Here is an 18091-nt window from a genome sequence, read left to right as displayed (position 1 = left end):
ACACTCCCAGGATTTCCTCGTGAAGGCAGGACTGGCAATTGGCCAGTCTCTGGCCGTACGCCGAATTAGATGGGCCACTTTTGCCTGGTGAGATGGCATGTGGTGAATTGGGGAGACTGCGGGGCCGGGCGTTGCCGTGCGGAGAAGTGTGTTCGTATTGGTTGCCGATCTGTAACGTGTCTCGTAGTAGCTTCGTTGGTGGTGCAACCCGATCGGCCTCGAATTGCGGTTCTCTGATTGAAACGCGCCTGGCTGCAGGAGTCCGATCTGAGTGAGGTGACGATGTGACCCGCACGTCGAAAGGTCCGTCGTCGATCTCGCCACCGGCGGGTGAGCAGGGCCTGAGGATCAACCTGCTCGGTTCGCTGGAGTGCTGGGCCGGCAACCGCCGGATCCATCTCGGCGGGCCTGTCCAGGAACGTGTCATGGTCGCCCTGCTGCTCGACGTGGGGCAGGTCATGTCGGTCTCGCAGCTGGTCGACTTCGTGTGGGACGAGGAACCGCCCGCCACCGCGACCCACCAGGTGCGCAAGGCGGTCGCGCGGCTGCGTCAGCTGATCCCCTCCGGCGGGGAGATGATCCTCACCGAGGGACCGGGCTACCGGGTCGAGCTGCCGGTCGAGCAGCTGGATCTCAAGGTCTTCCTGGACCTGCTGGAGAAGGCGGGAAGGGCGACCTCCCGGCAGAGCTGGGAGGAAGCGGCGGCGCACCTGCGGGCGGCGGTGGCCCTGCGGCGGGGAGAGGTGCTCGCGGGCAGCGGCGGCCAGGCCATCCAGACCGCGGAGGTCGCGCTGCGCGAACGCTACCTCGACGCGGTCGAGCAGCTCACCGACCTGCGCCTGGCGCGCGGTGACTCCCGGGAACTCGTGAGTGAGCTCCGCGAACACGTCGGGGCCAACCCGTTGCGGGAGAAGCTTCGCTCCCAGCTGATGCTGGCCCTGTACCGCTGCGGACGGCAGGCACATGCGCTCAACGAGTACCAGCAGCTCAGCCGGCTGCTGGCGGAGGAACTCGGGATCGACCCCAGCCGTGAGCTCTCCGCGCTGTACGAGCGAATCCTCCGCGACGACCCTGCGCTCGGTGCCCCGGTGCAGATCGAGGCGGCGGTGGCCGACAGCCCGGTTCTCCCCGTCGCCAAGGCCGTGCAGAGGCCGGCGCTGCGCTCGTTGCCCTACGACCTCACGGACTTCATCGGCCGCGAACCCGAACTCACCGAGTTGCAGGGCATTCTCAGCGAACCGGCGGGCCAGGGACCGCAGGTCGTCGCGATCGACGGAATGGGCGGCGTGGGCAAGACGTCGCTGGCCGTGCGCTTCGCGTACCTGATGGCCGACAGCTACCCGGACGGGCAGTTCGCGCTCGACCTCTGCGGCTACACCGCCGGTGGCACGCCGGTGCCGCCGCAGGTCGCCGCGGAGAAGCTGCTGGGCATGCTCGGCGTGGAGACCGACGCCCTGCCCTCCGAGGCCGACGCGCGGATCGCTCTCTGGCGGACGATGACGACGGAGAGCCGGCTGCTCGTCCTGCTGGACAACGTCTGCGACGTCGCCCAGGTGCTGCCGCTGCTGCCGCAGAGCGGCCAGGCGCTGGTGCTGGTCACCAGCCGGACGCGGCTCATCGACCTCGACGGCGCGCACTGGATGACCCTGGGGACGATGACGAACGAGGACGGCGCGGCGATGGCCGCCCAGGTGCTGGGCGGGCGCCGGGCAGCCGCCGAGCCCCGGGCGGTGGCCGAGCTCGTCGCGCTGTGCGGGCACCTGCCACTCGCGTTGCGGATCGCGCTCAGCCGACTCGGCAACCGGCCCCGATGGCCGATCAGCTATCTCGTCGACCGGATGAGCGACGAGTCCCGGCTCCTGGACGAGCTCAAGTCCGGCGAGCGCGGCGTGGACCTGTCGCTGCGGATGTCCTACGAAGGTCTCGCCTCACGGCATCGCACCGCTTTCCGCATGCTCGGTGTGTGCCCAGGTCGTGACGTCGACGTCTTCTCGTCGGCCGCGCTGCTGGGCATGTCCGCGCTCAACGCGGAGGCCGTCCTGGAGGTGCTGCTCGACGCGCACATGCTCAAGCAACACGAGATCGGCTGCTACACGTTCCACGACCTGGTGCGCAGCTTCGTCCGCCAGCTCACCCACGCGGAGAGCGGGGACGAGGTGCTGGCGGAGACGCGGGCCGCGTTCGCCCGCCTGCTCGAGTACTACGTGCGGGCCACCGACCAGGCGTGCGACGTGTTGTTCCCCGGCAGGGCGGTGCTGCGCGGCACGCCGATCGCCGAGACGTTCGAGCTTCCCCAGATGTCGACCGACGAGGCCGCCCGCAAGTGGACGTACCGCGAGCAGGCCACCTTGCGCGAGGCCCTCGTGCTGGCACACGAGCGCGGCTTCGACAGCCAGGTCGTCCGGCTGGCCCGCAACGTCGTGTTCCTGCTCGACGCGGACGGCCTGTTCGAGGAGTTCGCCGAAGTGGCGCGGCTGGCCGTCGTCTCCTCGCGGAAGGTCGGCGACGCCGAACTGGTGCGCTTCAGCCTGTCGAACCTGGCGGTGGCCAACTGGAAGCTCGGCCGGCTGGAGGCGGGAATCGAGGCCGTGTCGGAGGCACTGGCCGTCGCGAACGCGATCGACGACCGCAGGGGCATGGCCAAGGACACCGGGGTGCTCGGCCTGCTCGTGCTCACGTCCGGGCGGCACGACGAGGCGAAGACGTTGCTGGAGGAGGCCATCCGGATCAAGCGGGAGCTGGGTGCCGGGCGCGCCGAGGCGGAGTCGCTGGTCAACCTCGGCACCCTGCACGAGCAGCGCGGTGACTACGCCGAGGCCATCGCCGTCGGCGAGCGCGCCCTGCTGCTGAACCGCGAACTCGGCGTACAGGAGAACGAGGTCGTCACGCTCGCCTATCTCGCGATGACCCGCCTCGCGATGGGCGACGTGGCCAAGGCGGACGCACTGCTCGCGACCGCGCGCGATCTCACCCTGACCGCCGGCGTCCCTGGTGACATCGCGCTCGTGTACGTCCTTTCAGCGCTGGTCGTCCACCGTCAGGGCCGCACAGCCGAGGCACGGCAGTTCGCCGCGCTCGGGCTGGGACTGGGCCACCAGAAGGTGCGGTGGACACCGCTGCGGAGCATCGTCATCGACAACCTGGCGGCCCGTCTCCACAGAGCTCAGTCGGAACTGGCCGAGGCGTGGACGCTGCACGAGCGTGCGCTCGCGCTCGCCACGCGGATCGGGTGCCGGATCGAGGAGGCACGGGCACTCGCCGGCCTGGCCGAGATCTGCGACCGGCGGGGAGAGGACGAGCGGGCCCGCTCGCTCGCGCAGCGGGCAGACGCTCTGTTCGACAGCCTTGGCGTTCCTCGGGGCGCGCGCGTCTGACGGCTGCCGGACGGTCGTTCCCACCCGGAGTTCCATCGGGAACGGATCGGTATCGGCTGAGGGCACTCTGGCTGAAAAGCAGGTGTCGACAGCTGATGTGGCCTCGGAGACTCGTTGGGCCTCACCGATCTGCTGAGGAGCGCGACGATGAAGCGGCGGTGTACGAGCACTCGGCCCGGCAGGGCCGGAAACGCGATGCGGCGATGAGCGCGGACGTACGGCTGCTGCTGTGTTTCCCGTCGGTGTCGCTGGCGCGCAAGGCCGTGCGGAGCGGGGTCGAGCTGCGGCTGGTGATCGCGGCGGACGAGCGGCAGGCCTTCGGGACGCTGGCGTCCGATCACACCGACGTGGTCGACCCGAACGACAAGAGCGCCGTGACGAGGACCGTCGCGAAAGTCGTCCGGGACCACCGGATCACGCACGTCCTCGCCTCGGACGGATTCCCGGCGGCACAGACGGTTCCGGACTCCGCCGGTGCCGCCCGCATCCTCGCCGAGGACGACAGGCTGGCGGAAGTGCTGGCCACGAGCAGGTATCCGATGATCCGCCGCGCCACCGCCTCCGGTGTGGACGTTCCCGAGGCCGTCGCCAGGATCGGCCTGCCCGTGGTGATCCGTTCGGGACAACGCGCCGAGGTCGTGCTGCGCCGTGGCGCCGAACTGGCGGAATGGCTGAACAGTGGAGAGTCAGGGCCGGTCGAGATCGCGGAGTTCGTGATCGGGCCCGAGGTCGTGATCACCACGTTGACGCTGGACGGCATGCACCGCGTCGTCGGTGCCACGGCGAAGTGGATGACGAGTGGCGGGGTGCGGTACCTGCACCCGGCGGAGCTGGCCGAGCCTGTTTCGAGGGAGACACGGGCGACCGTCGCGGCCGTGCTCGACCTGGTGGGATACGAGTTCGGGCCCGCGGAGACCACGCTCGTGCTGTCCGAACGAGGTCCCCGCGTCGTCAGTGTCAGACCAGGGTTCGGGACCAGGACGATCGCCAGGCTCATCGAGATCGCGGCGGGCGTCGACGTGCAGACCGAACTCTTCCGGGCGCTGGCGGGCGGGCAGGTACGTCCGTCGAGCGCCCGCTGGTTCGCGGGTGCGGAGCACACCCTTGCGGCGCCAGAGGGTGCTTTGTACGTGGTGGCCGAGGGGCCGACACCGGAAATCGTCGAGGCGCTGCTGGACCGCGCCCGGGGTGTCTCGCTCTCAGCCGATCCGCCGCCGGTCTCCCGCGGATCTGGTCCTACCGCATAGGTACTGAAGCGGTATCCCGGGAAGGAACGGATCGGGAACCACGGCTGCGACAGTGGTTTCAGTCGAGAGAACGGGAGTGACAAAGTGCTGAAGAACTCAACTGTGAAGCGTTTCGCCGTCGTCACGCGCTACACCGGAATGAGCCTGGGTGTCGCGGCCGTCATCGCCCTGGGCGGTCCCGACTCCGGGGTCGAAGGCCCCAACATGGTGCCGTCGTCCGCATCCGCGCAGGTCGCCGGCGCCGTCCAGGCCGGAGTGACCGCGGCCTGAGTCGCCGCTCTGTCCCTGTTCGTGGCCGATCCTTTCTGATCAGCGAAACATTCCTCAATTCAGATCGCGGCAGACCCATGCCCGAAAACGGTCTGGCGACGACGTTTCCGGCGATCGAGCCGGCCTTCCTCCCCGCATTCGGGGAGAACTCTTCTGAACTCACTGATCCGAGAATCGGAGCAGCAATGCCTGTCACGCACGGCGGCGGCGTCGCGCTCTTCCCCGGCCAGGGAACCCAGGCCAAGGGGATGGGGGCGGGACTGTTCGACCGATATCCCGGGGCCGTCTCGCTGGCGAGCGACGTCCTCGGCTACGACATCGCGCGGCTGTGTCTCGAAGACCCCGACGGCCGCCTGGACGACACGCGCTACACGCAGCCCGCGGTCTTCGTGGTGAACGCACTGTCCTATTGGGACAGCGTCGATCGTGGCGAGCCGCCGGCCGGCGTGCTGCTCGGGCACAGTCTGGGGGAGTACAACGCGTTGCTCGCCGCGAAGGCGTTCGACTTCGAGACCGGCCTGAAGCTGGTGGCACAGCGGGCCGCGTTGATGGGGGCCGAGCGAGGCGGCGCGATGCTCGCCGTGGTGGGCGCTTCGGTGCAACGGCTCGAGGAGCTGCTCGCCGAGAACGAGCTCACGACCCTGGACGTGGCGAACCGCAACACCCCCTTGCAGAACGTGCTCTCCGGCCCGGCCGCCGACATCGACCGTGCCCGCGAAGTCTTTGCGGGACAAGGGCTGCGCGTGGCCCAGGTGCGCGTGTCCGCAGCCTTCCACTCGCGGTACATGAAGCCGGCGCGGGAGGAGTTCGCGGCGTTCCTGCGCGGATTCCGGTTCTCCTCGCTGGACAGCACCGTGATCGCCAACGCGACCGCGAGGCCGTACCGCGACGGCGAGGTGGCGACAACGCTGTCAGCCCAGCTCGACGGCGCCGTCCGGTGGTCGGACAGCGTCCTCGCGGTACTTCGCTCGCAGCCCGCGGCGCGATTCCGGGAAATCGGCGGAAACGGAGTGCTGACCAGGATGGTGCGCCAGATCGAGACCGCGCCGGTGCCGCAGGCGGTGACACCGCGGCGGGTGTTCGCCATCGCGTTCGCGGGCGGCGACGAGAACTCCTACCGGCCGTTGATCGAGCATCTCGGCGACGTCGAGCTGGTGACGCTGGAACGGCCCGGCCGCGGGCGCCGCCACTCGACACCGCTCGTCACAGATCCCGACGCGCTCGTCGCGGATCTGACCGGCCAGCTGCGGGAGCACCTGCGGGACGACGAACCGTTCGCCGTCTACGGCCACAGCCTCGGCGCCAGGCTCGCGTTCCGGGTGTGCCGGCAGCTCCGTGCCGAGGGCCTGCCCGCTCCGGTGCGGCTGGTCGTCTCCGGCGAGTGCGGGCCGTCGGTGCCCAGCCGGGAGCGCGACACCTGGCAGCTGACCGGGGACGCCTTCTGGGCACATCTCGACGAGCTCGGCGGGGTGCCCCAGCAGTTGCGCCAGTACGAGGACCTCATGGCGCACTACGAACGCGTGCTGCGCGCGGACTTCACCGTGCTCGGACGGTACCGCCACCAGGAGGAGGCGCCGCTGGACGTGCCGATCACGGTGGTCACCGGCGACCTCGAACCGTTCAGCGAGGCAGACATCTTCGCGTGGCAACGAGAAACCACCGAACCCCTGGTCCGTCACCGGCTGCCGGGCGACCACTTCTTCATCCGCGCCCACTGGCCTGAACTGGCTCACCTGATCGAAGGAGCAAACCCATGACCGCCGAGCTGACCGCGGAGCTCAAGAGCTACCTGGAGAACGAGGCGCTGTTCACCTTCGGGGACGAGATCACCGAGGACACCGACCTGTTCAAGGCAGGGGTGCTCGACTCGTTCGGCTACATCTCGCTGATGAACCACGTGCAGCAGCGCTACGGCCTCGAGCTGGGCGAGCAGCTGCTCGACGAGGTGCTGGTCTCGCTCAGCGCGATCGTGAAGTTCGTCGAGGCCCACGTGCTGTCCGCCGTGGACGGTCGGTGACCGGGGATGTGTGGAATCGCAGGCGCCTACGGAGGCGCCCACCGGATCTCCGGGCACCAGGACCTGATCGCGGGGATGCTGCGCCAGATCGAGCACCGGGGCCCTGACGAGGCCGGGTGCTACCTGGACGACCGCCTCGTGATGGGCACGGTCCGCCTGAGCATCATCGACCTCACCCACGGTTCGCAGCCGGTCGGCAGCGAGGACGGCCGGTGGTGGCTCTGCTACAACGGCGAGCTCTACAACTACCGCGAGCTGCGCGCGGAGCTCATCCGGCTCGGCATGCGCTTCCGCACCGACTCCGACACGGAGGTCGTGCTCCAGGCGTGGCTCGCCTGGGGACGTGACTGCCTGCGGAGGTTCAACGGCGCGTTCGCTTTCTCGCTCTACGACTCGCTGACGGGGGAGCTCACGCTCGTCCGCGACCGGTTCGGCAAGCGGCCGCTGTTCGTGGCCCGCCACGAGGGCAAGTGGCTGTTCGCCTCCGAGATGAAGGCGTTCCTGGCCGTTCCGGGATTCCGGTTCTCCTTCGACTCCGAGCAGCTCGCGTCGATCTTCGCGACCTGGACGCCGCTGCCCGACCAGAGCGGCTACCGCGACATCGAGCAGATCCCGATGGGCGAGTTCCTGTGCCTGCGCGGTGACGAGGTCGAACGAGGCCGGTGGGCCACGCTCGACCTGGAGCCGGGTCTGCCGCCGGACTCCGAAGAAGAAGCGATCGAACTGGTGCGGGCGGAGCTGACGGCGGCGGTCGACGTGCGGCTGCGCAGCGACGTCGAGGTCGGTGTCTACGTCTCCGGCGGGCTCGACTCCTCGATCATCGCCCACCTGGCGGCCGGACGGCAGCAGCACCCGCTGCGGACGTTCTCGATCGAGTTCGACGACGCCCAGTTCGACGAGTCCGCCGAGCAGGCGGCGGTCACCGCGGACCTCGGCACCCACCACCAGTCCGTGTACGTGCGTGACGACGACGTGGTGCAGGCGTTCCCGGCCGCGGTCAGGCACGCGGAGGTTCCCGCGTTCCGCACCGCCTTCGTGCCGATGTACCTGCTCGCCGAGAAGGTGCGCGAGGCCGGGATCAAGGTGGTGATGAGCGGCGAGGGCGCGGACGAGGCGTTCCTCGGCTACGGCATCTTCAAGGACGCGTTGCTGCTCGACTCCTGGCACGACCTCGACGAGCAGGCCCGCCTGGAGCGGATCGGGCGGATCTACCCGTACCTCCCGCACTTCTCCGGGGAGAACGCTCCCCGGCGGATGCTGGGGCTGTACCAGCAGTTCACCGAGGAGCACCTGACCGGACTGTTCTCGCACCAGATGCGGTTCCAGAACGGCAGGTTCGCCGCACGCCTGCTGCGCGGCGCCACCGACCCGTTCGCCGCGGCACAGGCAATGGTCGCGTCCGAACCGGACTACGCCGCGCTCGACACCGTGCGCAAGGCGCAGTGGCTGGAGTTCCGCACCCTGCTGTCCGGCTACCTGCTCTCCACCCAGGGCGACCGGATGGCGCTGGCCCACGGCGTCGAGAACCGCTGCCCGTTCCTGGACCCGGCGGTCGTGAAGCTGGCCGCGTCGCTCAACCACCGCTTCGGCGACCCGTTCGACGAGAAGTACCTCCTCAAGCGCGCTTTCGCGGGCGTGCTGCCGAAAAAGGTCATCGACAAGGGCAAGTTCCCCTACCGCGCGACCGACGGCGCGGCCTTCGTGCGTGCCTGGCCGGAGTTCCGCGACGTCCTGACCGACCAGACCACGCTCGACGCGATCGGCGTGCTCGACCCGCGGTTCACCCGCGCTCTGGTCGACCGCGTCTTCACCAGTCCCGCCGAACGGATCGGGACCAAGGAGAACCAGGCCTTCACGCTGCTGGCCTCCCTGCACTGGCTGCACCACTGGTTCGTCCGCGGGCAGGCGTTCGACGCCTCGCCCCTGCGCGCCGGGCTGCACGTGGTCGATCGCCGCACGAGCGCGCTGCCGGCCGGACACGGCCAGGAATAGACGAGGAACTTCCATGACACAGCACACTTCCGGCGCGCAGGACACCGCGATCGCGGTCGTCGGACAGGCACTGAGGCTGCCCGGTGCGCGCAACGCCGACGAGTTCTGGGCGAACCTCGAACAGGGGCGCTCACTGATCAGTGAAGTGCCGGAGAAGCGGTGGCGCGCGGCGGACTTCGCGGGCGACCCACGCCGCGACGGCGACAAGACGGCCAGCGTCTGGGGCGGTTTCGTCGACGACGTCGAGTGCTTCGACGCCGACTTCTTCGGCATCTCCCCGCGCGAGGCACGGCTGATGGACCCGCAGCAGCGGCTGGCCCTCGAACTGAGCTGGCACGCCGTCGAGGACGCGGGCCACCGCGCCGACCGGCTGGCGGGTTCGCGCACCGGGGTGTTCATGGGGGTGTGTCACTGGGACTACGCCGAACTGGTCGAGCAGGAGCTCACCACGATCGACGCGTACTACCCGACGGGCGCGGCGTACGCGGTGATCGCCAACCGCGTCTCGCACTTCTTCGACTTCCGCGGCCCGAGCGTGGTCAACGACACCGCGTGCGCCAGTTCGCTGGTCTCGGTGCAGCAGGCCGTGCAGGCGTTGCAGGCCGGTGACTGCGACCAGGCACTGGCGGGCGGCGTCAACCTCGTCTGGTCACCGCGGCACTTCGTCGCGTTCAGCAAGGCGGGCATGCTCTCGCCGGCCGGCCGGAGCAAGGTCTTCGACGCGGACGCCAACGGGTACGTGCGCGGCGAGGGCGGTGGCGTCCTCCTGCTCAAGAGGCTCACCGACGCGCTCAGGGACGGCGACGACGTGCACGCGGTCGTGCGCGGCATCGGCAGCAACCACGGCGGCCGCACCAGTTCGCTCACCGTCACCAACCCCGACGCGCAGGCCGAGCTGATCGTCGACATCTACCGGCGGGCCGGCATCGACCCGGCGTCGGTGAGCTACGTCGAAGCGCACGGCACGGGAACGCCGGTCGGCGATCCGATCGAGGTGCGCGGCCTGAAGAAGGCGTTCGCCGAGCTCGGCGACACGGGCGAGGAGCACCACTGCGGCCTCGGCTCGGTCAAGACGAACATCGGTCACCTCGAGGGCGCGGCCGGGGTCGCCGGTCTGCTCAAGGTGATCGCTTCGATGAGGCACCGCCGGTTGCCGGCCACCGTCGGGTTCGAGCGCCTGAACCCGTTGATCAGCCTGACCGGGTCACCGTTCCGCGTCGTCGGCGAACTGTCCGAGTGGACCGCGCCGGACGGCGAGCCGCTGCGTGCCGGGGTGAGCTCGTTCGGTTTCGCGGGCACCAACGCGCACGCCGTGCTGGAGTCCGTCCCGGCCGCGGAGTCGACGCCACCGTCCGAAGAGGACGAATGGCTGCCGGTGTCCGCCTGGGAGGACGACCGGCTGCGCGAGACGTGCGCCGATCTGGCGGCGTGGGTGCGCACGCGGTTGACGGAGGACCTGCCGCCCTCGTTGATCGACGTCGCGCACACGCTGAGGCATGGTCGAGTGCCGTTGCCTGTGCGAGTGGCTTTCCACGCGCGGGACCTGGCCGACTGGGCCGAGCAGCTCGAAGCGTTCGCGGAGAGTGGCGAGCTGCGCGGGAACAGCGTGCGGGGACAGGCCGAGGACGAGCAGGTCGCCGTGCTCGACGAGAGCGACCTGACGGACCTGGCAGCGGTGTGGCGTGAACAGGGCCGCACGGAGAAGTTCGCCCGTGCCTGGGTTCGTGGCCTCCCGGTCGACTGGTCGGCATGGCCCGCGACCGGCAGGCGGATCCACCTGCCTGGCTACGCGTTCGCGCGCACGCCGTACTGGTTCCGTCCGCTGGAGGTCGCCGGCCATCCGTCGCTCGGTGCCGGCGAGGAGGAGAACGGCGGCTGGACCTTCCCGCTGACCTTCGAGGCCGGCCAGGACGTCATTCGCGACCACGTGGTGAACGGCGTTCCGGTGGTCCCCGGTGTCGCCGTGCTCGGTCTGGTGCTCGCCGCCGCCGAGCGGATCGGCGGGATCGAGGTGCCGAGCGTGCGCAACGTCGGCTGGCTCCGTCCGCTGACGGTCACGGGGGAGCGGCTGGTCGTGCGACTGCGCCTGGAACCCCGTGACGGTGGTTTCGGCTTCACGGTTCTCGACGACGCCGGAAATCGTTACACCACCGGACATCTCACCGCCGGTCAGCCTGGGGGCGAAGCCGCCGGTGACCTGTCCTCCCGGTTCCCGCAGCCGGTCGACGTCGCCCGCGGATACGCGGCGCTGCGCGCCAGCGGGATCGAGCACGGGCCCGCGTTGCGCGGCCTGGAGAAGGTGTCGCGAGGTGAGGAAGGTGTGCTCGCCCGGATCCAGGTGCCCGCACGGGCGGCGGGCGGATGGCTGCTGCACCCGGTCGTGCTCGACAGCGCCCTGCAGGCCGTTCTCGCCCTGGGCGCGGACGAGTCCGGCTGGCGCAACCCCGACGCGGTGGCCGTGCCGTTCGCACTCGACGAGCTGACGCTGCTGGCCCCGGTCGGCCGGATCACGCACGCGGTGCTCCGCGCCTCCGGTGAGTCCAAAGTGGACCTGGACGTGTTCGGCGAGGACGGGACGTTGTGCGCCTGGCTGCGCGGCTACACGCATCGCGCCCTCGCGGCCCGCACGCCCGAGGTCCGCACCTCCGCGATCCCCACGCCCGAGGGCACCCTCATCGAGGCGCATCAGGTGTGGCGCGCCGCCGCACTCCCGGCCGAGACGGCACCCGCCGGGCCGCTCGTCGTGCTCGACGCGGTGCTGGGCGGGGGTGCCGGTGGGCGGTTGGACGCGGAGATCCTCGAACTGCCCAGGGGTCTCACAGGCGGCCCCGCGGACGCCGCGAAGGTCGTGTTCGACGCCTGCTACCGGCACCTGCGCGCTCTGCTCGACCGGCCTGGACCGGCCGGCCGGACGGTGGTCGTCGTCGCGCCGGGACGCCCGGACGACCCGGTGTTCGCCCCGCTCGCCGCGGTGCTGAAGTCGTTGCACAAGGAGAACCCGGCGATTCGCGGCAAGGTCGTGCTCGTCGACGGCCCTGTCGACGCCGCGCGGTTCGAGACGATCGTGCGTGCCGAGGCCGGTACCGCCGACGTGGAGGTCGCCTACGACGACTCGGGTCGTCGCCTGACCAGGGAGACCGAGGAACTGCCCGTCGCTGTCGGTGGTGATTCCCTGCTGCGTGACGGTGGCGTCTACTGGATCACGGGCGGCGCGGGCGGCATCGGCCGTCTGATGGCCTCTCACCTCTGCACGCGCTACGGCGCGACCGTCGTGCTGAGCGGACGGGCTGAGAGCGCGGAGATCGCCGATCTGCGGGAGCGTTTCGGCGACCGGATCGGCTACCAGCAGGCCGACGTGACCGACCTGACGAGCGTGCGTGCCGCGGCGAGCGCGATCAGCGAGCGTTCCGGTCGCCTCGACGGCATCTTCCACGCCGCTGGTGTGCTCGACGACGGCTATCTCGTGAAGACCCCGCTGGAGACCACCGCGCCGGTGCTGGCTCCCAAGCTGGCCGGCACGGCGCACCTCGACGAGGTGTGCCGCGAGCACAACGCCGGCTTCCTGCTCGTGTTCGGGTCGGTCGCGGGGGCGTTCGGCGGTGCGGCCCAGACCGGGTACGCGGCGGCCAACGCCTTCCTCGACGCCTGGGCCTCGCGGGCCTCCGGCCACGTCGTCCGCGCCGTCGACTGGCCGCTGTGGGCGGAAGGCGGCATGCGCGTGGACTCGGCGACCGAGGCCTACCTGCGCAAGACGACGGGAACCGTCCCGTTGCCGACCGCGGCGGCACTCGCTGCGCTGGAAAGGGCATTGGGCGTCGACGCTCCCTCGCAGCGGATCGTCCTGTACGGCGACGCGCCGAAACTGCGCCGCTACTCGGGTCTGACGAAGGACGCGCCCGTTCAGCGCGTTGCCGCTGTCGCCGTGAAGTCCGAAATGGACGATCGAACGCTGATGGCCCGCACCGAGGAGCACCTGCGGCACCTGTTCGCCGAGCTGACCGGTCAGGAACCGGAGCGCATCCGGGCCGACCAGAAGCTCGAGCGCTACGGCATCGACTCGCTCGTCATCGTGGACGTGACCAGCCGGCTGGAGGACGACTTCGGGTCGTTGCCGAAGACGCTGTTCTTCGAGCACGTGGACCTGCGCGGCGTGGCGGGCTATCTCCTCGCCGAGCACCGGTCCCGGCTCGTCGAGCTGTTCGGACCGGCAGAGCCGCAGGCCCCTTTGGTGGAAACCGAAGCGACGCAGGAGCCGGAGGTGCTGCCCGAACCGTCGCCGGAGCCGGTGGCCGACCCCGTGCCGGTCGCTCGGGCCGAGATCGTGGAACGCCCCAGGGCCGCTCACGGCGAGCACGACATCGCGGTGATCGGCATGTCCGGCCGCTATCCCGGCGCGGACACGCTCGACGAGTTCTGGGAGCTGCTCAGCGAGGGCAGGCACAGCTTCGAGGCGCCGCCTCAGGACCGGTGGCGCCAGCAGGACATCTACTACGGCGAACGTGACGTGCCGGGCAAGTCCGTGGTCAAGTCCGGGACGTTCCTGCGCGACATCGACGCGTTCGACCCGCGCTACTTCTCCCTCTCCCAGCGGCAGGCCGAACTGCTCTCACCGGAGGTGCGGCTGCTGCTGCAGGCGGGCGTCACGGCGCTGGAGGACGCGGGCTACTCCCGCGAGACCATCCAGCGCCGCTACCAGGGCGACGTCGGCGTGCTGGTCGGGTCGATGAACAACAGCTACTCGCTCTACGGCTTCCAGAACATGCTCATGCGCGGCACGGCCACGAGCGGCAGCGAGATCGGCGTGTTCGCGAACATGCTGTCGTACTTCTACGGCTTCACCGGGCCGTCGATGTTCCTCGACACGATGTGCGCGTCCTCGTCGACGTGCGTGCACCAGGCCGTGCGGATGCTGCGGGCCGGTGAGTGCCGGATGGCCGTCGTCGGTGGCATCAACCTGATGCTGCACCCCTACGACCTGATCGGCACCTCCCAGGCCCACTTCACCAGCAAGACGGCCGATCTCCTGCGCAGCTACGGCGTCGGCACGGACGGCACGGTGCTCGGCGAGGGCGTCGGCATGGTCGTGCTCAAGCCGCTCGCCGAGGCCGTCGCCGACGGAGACCACGTGTACGGCGTGATCCGGGGCAGCGGTATGACGAACGCGGGCGTGCGCAACGGGTTCACCGTGCCCAGCCCGGTGCAGCAGGGCCGTGCCATCGAGAAGGCGCTGGACGACGCGGGCGTGGACGCGCGCACGATCAGCTACCTCGAAGGCCACGGGTCGGCGACGTCGCTGGGAGACCCGATCGAGATCCGCGGCGCGACGAGCGCGTTCCGCCGTGACACCGCCGACCGGGGCTTCTGCGCGCTCGGCTCGGTGAAGTCCAACGTCGCTCACCTGTTGTCGGGATCGGGCATCGTCGGCCTGACGAAGGTCCTGCTGCAGCTGAAGCACCGGACGATCGTGAAGTCGCTGCACTCCGAGACCCTCAGCCCGGCGATCGACTTCGCCGAGACGCCGTTCGTCGTGCAGCACGAGCGCACCGAGTGGGCGCGTCCGGTACTCGACGGGCAGACGGTACCCAGGCGTGCCGGTGTCACCTCGATCGGAGCCGGCGGCGCGAACGTGCACATCGTCGTGGAGGAACACGACGACATGGTCCGGCCGCCGGCCGAGTCCGGACTGCCACGACTGATCGTCTGCTCGGCGGCCACGCCGCAGGCAATGGGACGTGTGCTGCGAGACCTGCACGCGCACGTGGTGGCGTCGCGGCCTGGGTTGGACGCCCTTGCCTTCACGTTGCAGACGGGCAAGAACGAGATGTCGTCCCGTGTGGCGTTCGTTGCCGCGGACATTGACGCCGTCGCGGCGAAGCTCTCCGTTCTGTCCGAAGTGGACTGGGCGAGCCCGGTCGTGCCCGACGGCGTGTGGTTCGTGCCGAGCACGATGGGCGTGACCGATCCGCCGGACGAAGCGGATGTGGAGAAGGCGCTTGCCGGGGCGGACCTCGGTGCGCTCGCGGCGGTCTGGACCGCCGGTGCGGCCGTCGACTGGGACGTGCTGTGGCCGCAGGCGACCAGGCCCGCGAAGCTGTCGCTGCCCGGTTACCCGTTCGAGCGCGTCCGGTGCTGGTACCCGGAGTTCGACGACGCGCCGAGCGTGCTGGACCCCATCGCGTTCGCGCGGCGGGCGCACCCGTGGGTCGGCGTCAACGAGTCGGACCTGGACGGCGTTCGCTACCGGCTCGCGCTGCGCGGCGACGAACTGCTCGACTACGTCTACTCGGTGCGGCGCGAGAAGCGTTATGCCACGGCCGCGCTGCTGGACGGTGTGCTCGCGTTCGCCGAGGTCGCCGGCCTCGGGGACGGCTGGGCCGTGCGCGATGCGCGCTGGGCCGCCCTGCCTGATCCGTCGCAGGATCAGCTGCTCACCTGGAAACTCGGCGCGAACCGTGCCGAACTGCACGACCAGGACGGCACCGTCGTGTTCGGCGCCGATCTCGTCGCTGCGACGGAACCGTTGCGGCAGAACGACTCCGTGATCGACACTCCACTCTCGCTGGACGAGCAGGGGTTCTACGCGAAGCTCGGCGAACTGGGTGTGGACGCCCGGCCCTTCGCCAGGGTGGTCGAGGGAGTCGCGGAGATCGGCGGACGGCTGCTCGTCCGCGTCGCGGAACCCGCGCTGTCCCAGGATCCGCACAAGCGACGCGTCCGGATTCCGGCCTGGGTGCTCAACGGGCTGGTGCAAGGTGTGCAGTACCTCACCTCCGACGCCGACGCGACCGTCGTGCGGGTGCGCTCGGCCGAGGGTGCGGATCTTGGCCGCACTAGGGCGATCGTGCTGGAGGGCAAGGGTTCCACGTTCGACGTGCGGTTGCTCGACGAGACCGGAGCGGTGCTGGGCCGGTGGGAGGGCGTGGAGTTCGGCAACGCGCCGGTCGCGGTGACCGGCGAGCGGGACGGGGACGGCGCGGTCCGGGACCGGCTGACCGCCCAGGTTCGCGAGACCGTGGCCCAGCTGCTCAAGACCGACCCGGCCGACATCGACCTCGACACGCACTTCCCCGCGTTCGGGTTCGAGTCGATCAGCCTGGCCTCGCTCGCCCAGGAACTCGGTGGCCGGCTCGGCATCGACCTGAGCCCGGCGGTGTTCTTCCAGCACCCCAACATCCGCGGGCTGGTCGGCCGGTTGGCGCAGGAGATCGGTACGTCGGCTCCGGCGGGGCTCGTTCCCGCTGTGCCGTCGTCGCTTCCGCAGGCCCTCCCGGCGGCGTTGCCTCCGGCCGAGCAGGAGACCGATGCGGTCGCGATCATCGGTGTCGCCGGGAGGTTCCCCGGTGCCGACGATCCGGACGCACTGTGGGAACGGCTTCGCGAAGGCGCGAATCTCGTCTCGTCGTATCCGGCTGACCGGTTCGACGGCCGTTACGCCGAGGTCGTGGCACGCGCGGACTTCCCGAAGTACGCGGGGCTGATCGAGGGCGTCGATCGGTTCGACGCGGGCTTCTTCTCGTTGTCCCGCCTGGAAGCCGAGCTCATGGACCCGCAGCAGCGGCTGGCGCTGGAGACCGTGTGGACGGCGTTGGAGAACGCCGGTTACTCGCCTGCGCGACTGCCTGAGGACACCGGCGTGTTCTTCGGTGTGTCCGGCACGGACTACCACCACCTGCTCAACGCGAGCGGAGTGGAGCCGGACGGCTACACCGCGACCGGCAACTCGCACGCCGTGCTGGCGAACAGGATCTCGTTCCTGCTCGACGTCCGGGGACCGAGCGAGCCGATCGACACGGCGTGCTCCAGTTCGCTGGTGGCGCTGCACCGCGCGGTCGAGAGCATCCGGTCCGGGCGTTGCGGCATGGCGCTGGCCGGCGGGGTGAACCTGCTGCTGAGCGTCGACACGTTCGTCTCGACGCGGGCCGCGGGAATGCTCAGCCCCGACGGGCGTTGCAAGACCTTCTCCGCGGACGCCGACGGATACGTCCGTGCGGAAGGCGTGGCGGCGGTGTTGCTCAAGCCGTTGGCCGCGGCACTGCGCGACGGCGACACCATTCACGGTGTCGTTCTCGGCACGGCGGAGAACCACGGTGGCCGGGCGGCCTCGCTCACCGCCCCCAACGCCTCGGCGCAGGCGGGGGTGATCGAGGCGGCCATGCGCGGCATCGACCCGGACAGCATCGGTTACGTCGAGGCGCACGGCACAGGCACCGCACTGGGTGACCCGGTCGAGGTCGACGCGCTCACCACCGCCTACCGGAACCTCGGCGGCTCGGCCACGCGGGCACTCGGCGCGGTGAAGGCGAACATCGGCCACGCCGAGGCGGCGGCCGGCCTGGCAGGTGTGGTCAAGGTGTTGCGGCAGATGGAACACCGCGAGCTGCCGGCGGTGCCGCACCTCGACGAGTTGAACCCGCACCTGAAGCTCGACGGCAGTGGGTTCGAGGTCGTGCGTGAATCGCGCCCCTGGCAGCCGGTGACCGACGCTTCCGGGACCGAGTCGCCGTTGCGGGCCGGTGTCAGCAGCTTCGGGTTCGGCGGGGTCAACGCCCACGTCGTCCTGGAAGCCCCGCCATCGCGACCGGAACCGGCGCCGACCGCCGAACCGCAGGCGATCGTCCTCTCGGCCCGTGACGCGGACCGCCTCGCGGCTCGTGCCGAGGACCTGCGCGCCTTCCTCGGCGAGAACTCGCCCTCGCTCGCGGACCTGGCCTTCACACTGCAGGTCGGCAGGGAGGAAATGGAGCACCGGCTGGGCTTCGTCGCCCGTGACGTCGGAGAGGTCGTCGCCGCGCTCACCGCGTTCCTCGCGGGTGGCACCGGCCTGCACACCGGAAGTCTGCGCCGGGCGCGTGGTGCGGCCGTGCGCCGAGACCGCGAAACGGAGCCGGAAGTCACCGCCGCCCTGCGGAGCGGCGATCTCAACCGGCTGCTCGCGTTGTGGTGCGAAGGACGCGCGGTCGACTGGGTGAGCCTGCATCCGTCCGGTGACCGGCGAGTGCTGGCGCTGCCCACCTATCCGTTCGCCCGCGAGCGTTACTGGGTGCCGGAGACGAGCACTCCGGAACCCCCTGTGAGTGCCGTGCCCGTGACGGTGATCGGGCCGCCTTCCTTCGACGTCGGTGCGCGCACCGCACTGCTGGAAGCGGTCCTGGCCAACCGGGAGGTTCCCGATGCGCTCGCCTGAGCCCACC

General features: G+C 70.2%; 7 protein-coding genes. All 7 read left to right on the top strand.

Annotated features, from left to right (window positions below; genetic code table 11):
* Positions 1–284 precede the first annotated feature (284 nt).
* The 7 genes from OG205_RS11925 to OG205_RS11895 all read left to right on the top strand — a co-directional run bounded on the left by OG205_RS11925 (position 285) and on the right by OG205_RS11895 (position 18084).
* Complete coding sequence (locus OG205_RS11925) at positions 285–3374, top strand: AfsR/SARP family transcriptional regulator (RefSeq protein WP_330276277.1); 3090 nt, start codon at positions 285–287, stop codon at positions 3372–3374.
* Between the two features lie 158 nt (positions 3375–3532).
* Positions 3533–4621: a hypothetical protein gene (locus OG205_RS11920; protein WP_330276276.1), complete on the top strand. Its 1089-nt coding sequence runs from the start codon at positions 3533–3535 to the stop codon at positions 4619–4621.
* A gap of 102 nt (positions 4622–4723) precedes the next feature.
* Positions 4724–4891 carry a hypothetical protein gene (locus tag OG205_RS11915; protein WP_330276275.1) on the top strand — a complete coding sequence of 56 codons (168 nt, stop codon included), beginning with the start codon at positions 4724–4726 and terminating at the stop codon, positions 4889–4891.
* A 185-nt stretch (positions 4892–5076) separates the two neighbouring features.
* Complete coding sequence (locus OG205_RS11910; RefSeq protein ID WP_330276274.1) at positions 5077–6648, top strand: alpha/beta fold hydrolase; 1572 nt, start codon at positions 5077–5079, stop codon at positions 6646–6648.
* A complete protein-coding gene (locus tag OG205_RS11905) occupies positions 6645–6908 on the top strand; it encodes an acyl carrier protein (protein WP_330276273.1) in 264 nt (87 codons plus the stop codon). Before OG205_RS11910 ends, OG205_RS11905 begins: the two co-directional genes overlap by 4 nt.
* 6 nt (positions 6909–6914) lie before the next feature.
* Entirely contained in the window at positions 6915–8900 is a 1986-nt protein-coding gene (gene asnB / locus OG205_RS11900; RefSeq protein WP_330276272.1) for an asparagine synthase (glutamine-hydrolyzing), read from the top strand.
* Positions 8901–8913: 13 nt separating this feature from the next.
* Positions 8914–18084: an SDR family NAD(P)-dependent oxidoreductase gene (locus tag OG205_RS11895; RefSeq protein ID WP_330276271.1), complete on the top strand. Its 9171-nt coding sequence runs from the start codon at positions 8914–8916 to the stop codon at positions 18082–18084.
* Positions 18085–18091 lie beyond the last annotated feature (7 nt).

It is taken from the genome of Lentzea sp. NBC_00516 (assembly GCF_036346835.1).
GTDB classification, from domain to species: Bacteria; Actinomycetota; Actinomycetes; order Mycobacteriales; family Pseudonocardiaceae; genus Lentzea; species Lentzea sokolovensis.
This window is presented reverse-complemented; position numbering and strand designations above follow the sequence as displayed.

Bases quoted from the DNA above. Each gene is read 5' to 3' on its own strand.
- OG205_RS11910 (WP_330276274.1), top strand. From the start codon at position 5,077: ATGCCTGTCACGCACGGCGGCGGCGTCGCGCTCTTCCCCGGCCAGGGA.
- OG205_RS11905 (WP_330276273.1), top strand. From the start codon at position 6,645: ATGACCGCCGAGCTGACCGCGGAGCTCAAGAGCTACCTGGAGAACGAG.
- asnB (WP_330276272.1), top strand. From the start codon at position 6,915: ATGTGTGGAATCGCAGGCGCCTACGGAGGCGCCCACCGGATCTCCGGG.
- OG205_RS11895 (WP_330276271.1), top strand. From the start codon at position 8,914: ATGACACAGCACACTTCCGGCGCGCAGGACACCGCGATCGCGGTCGTC.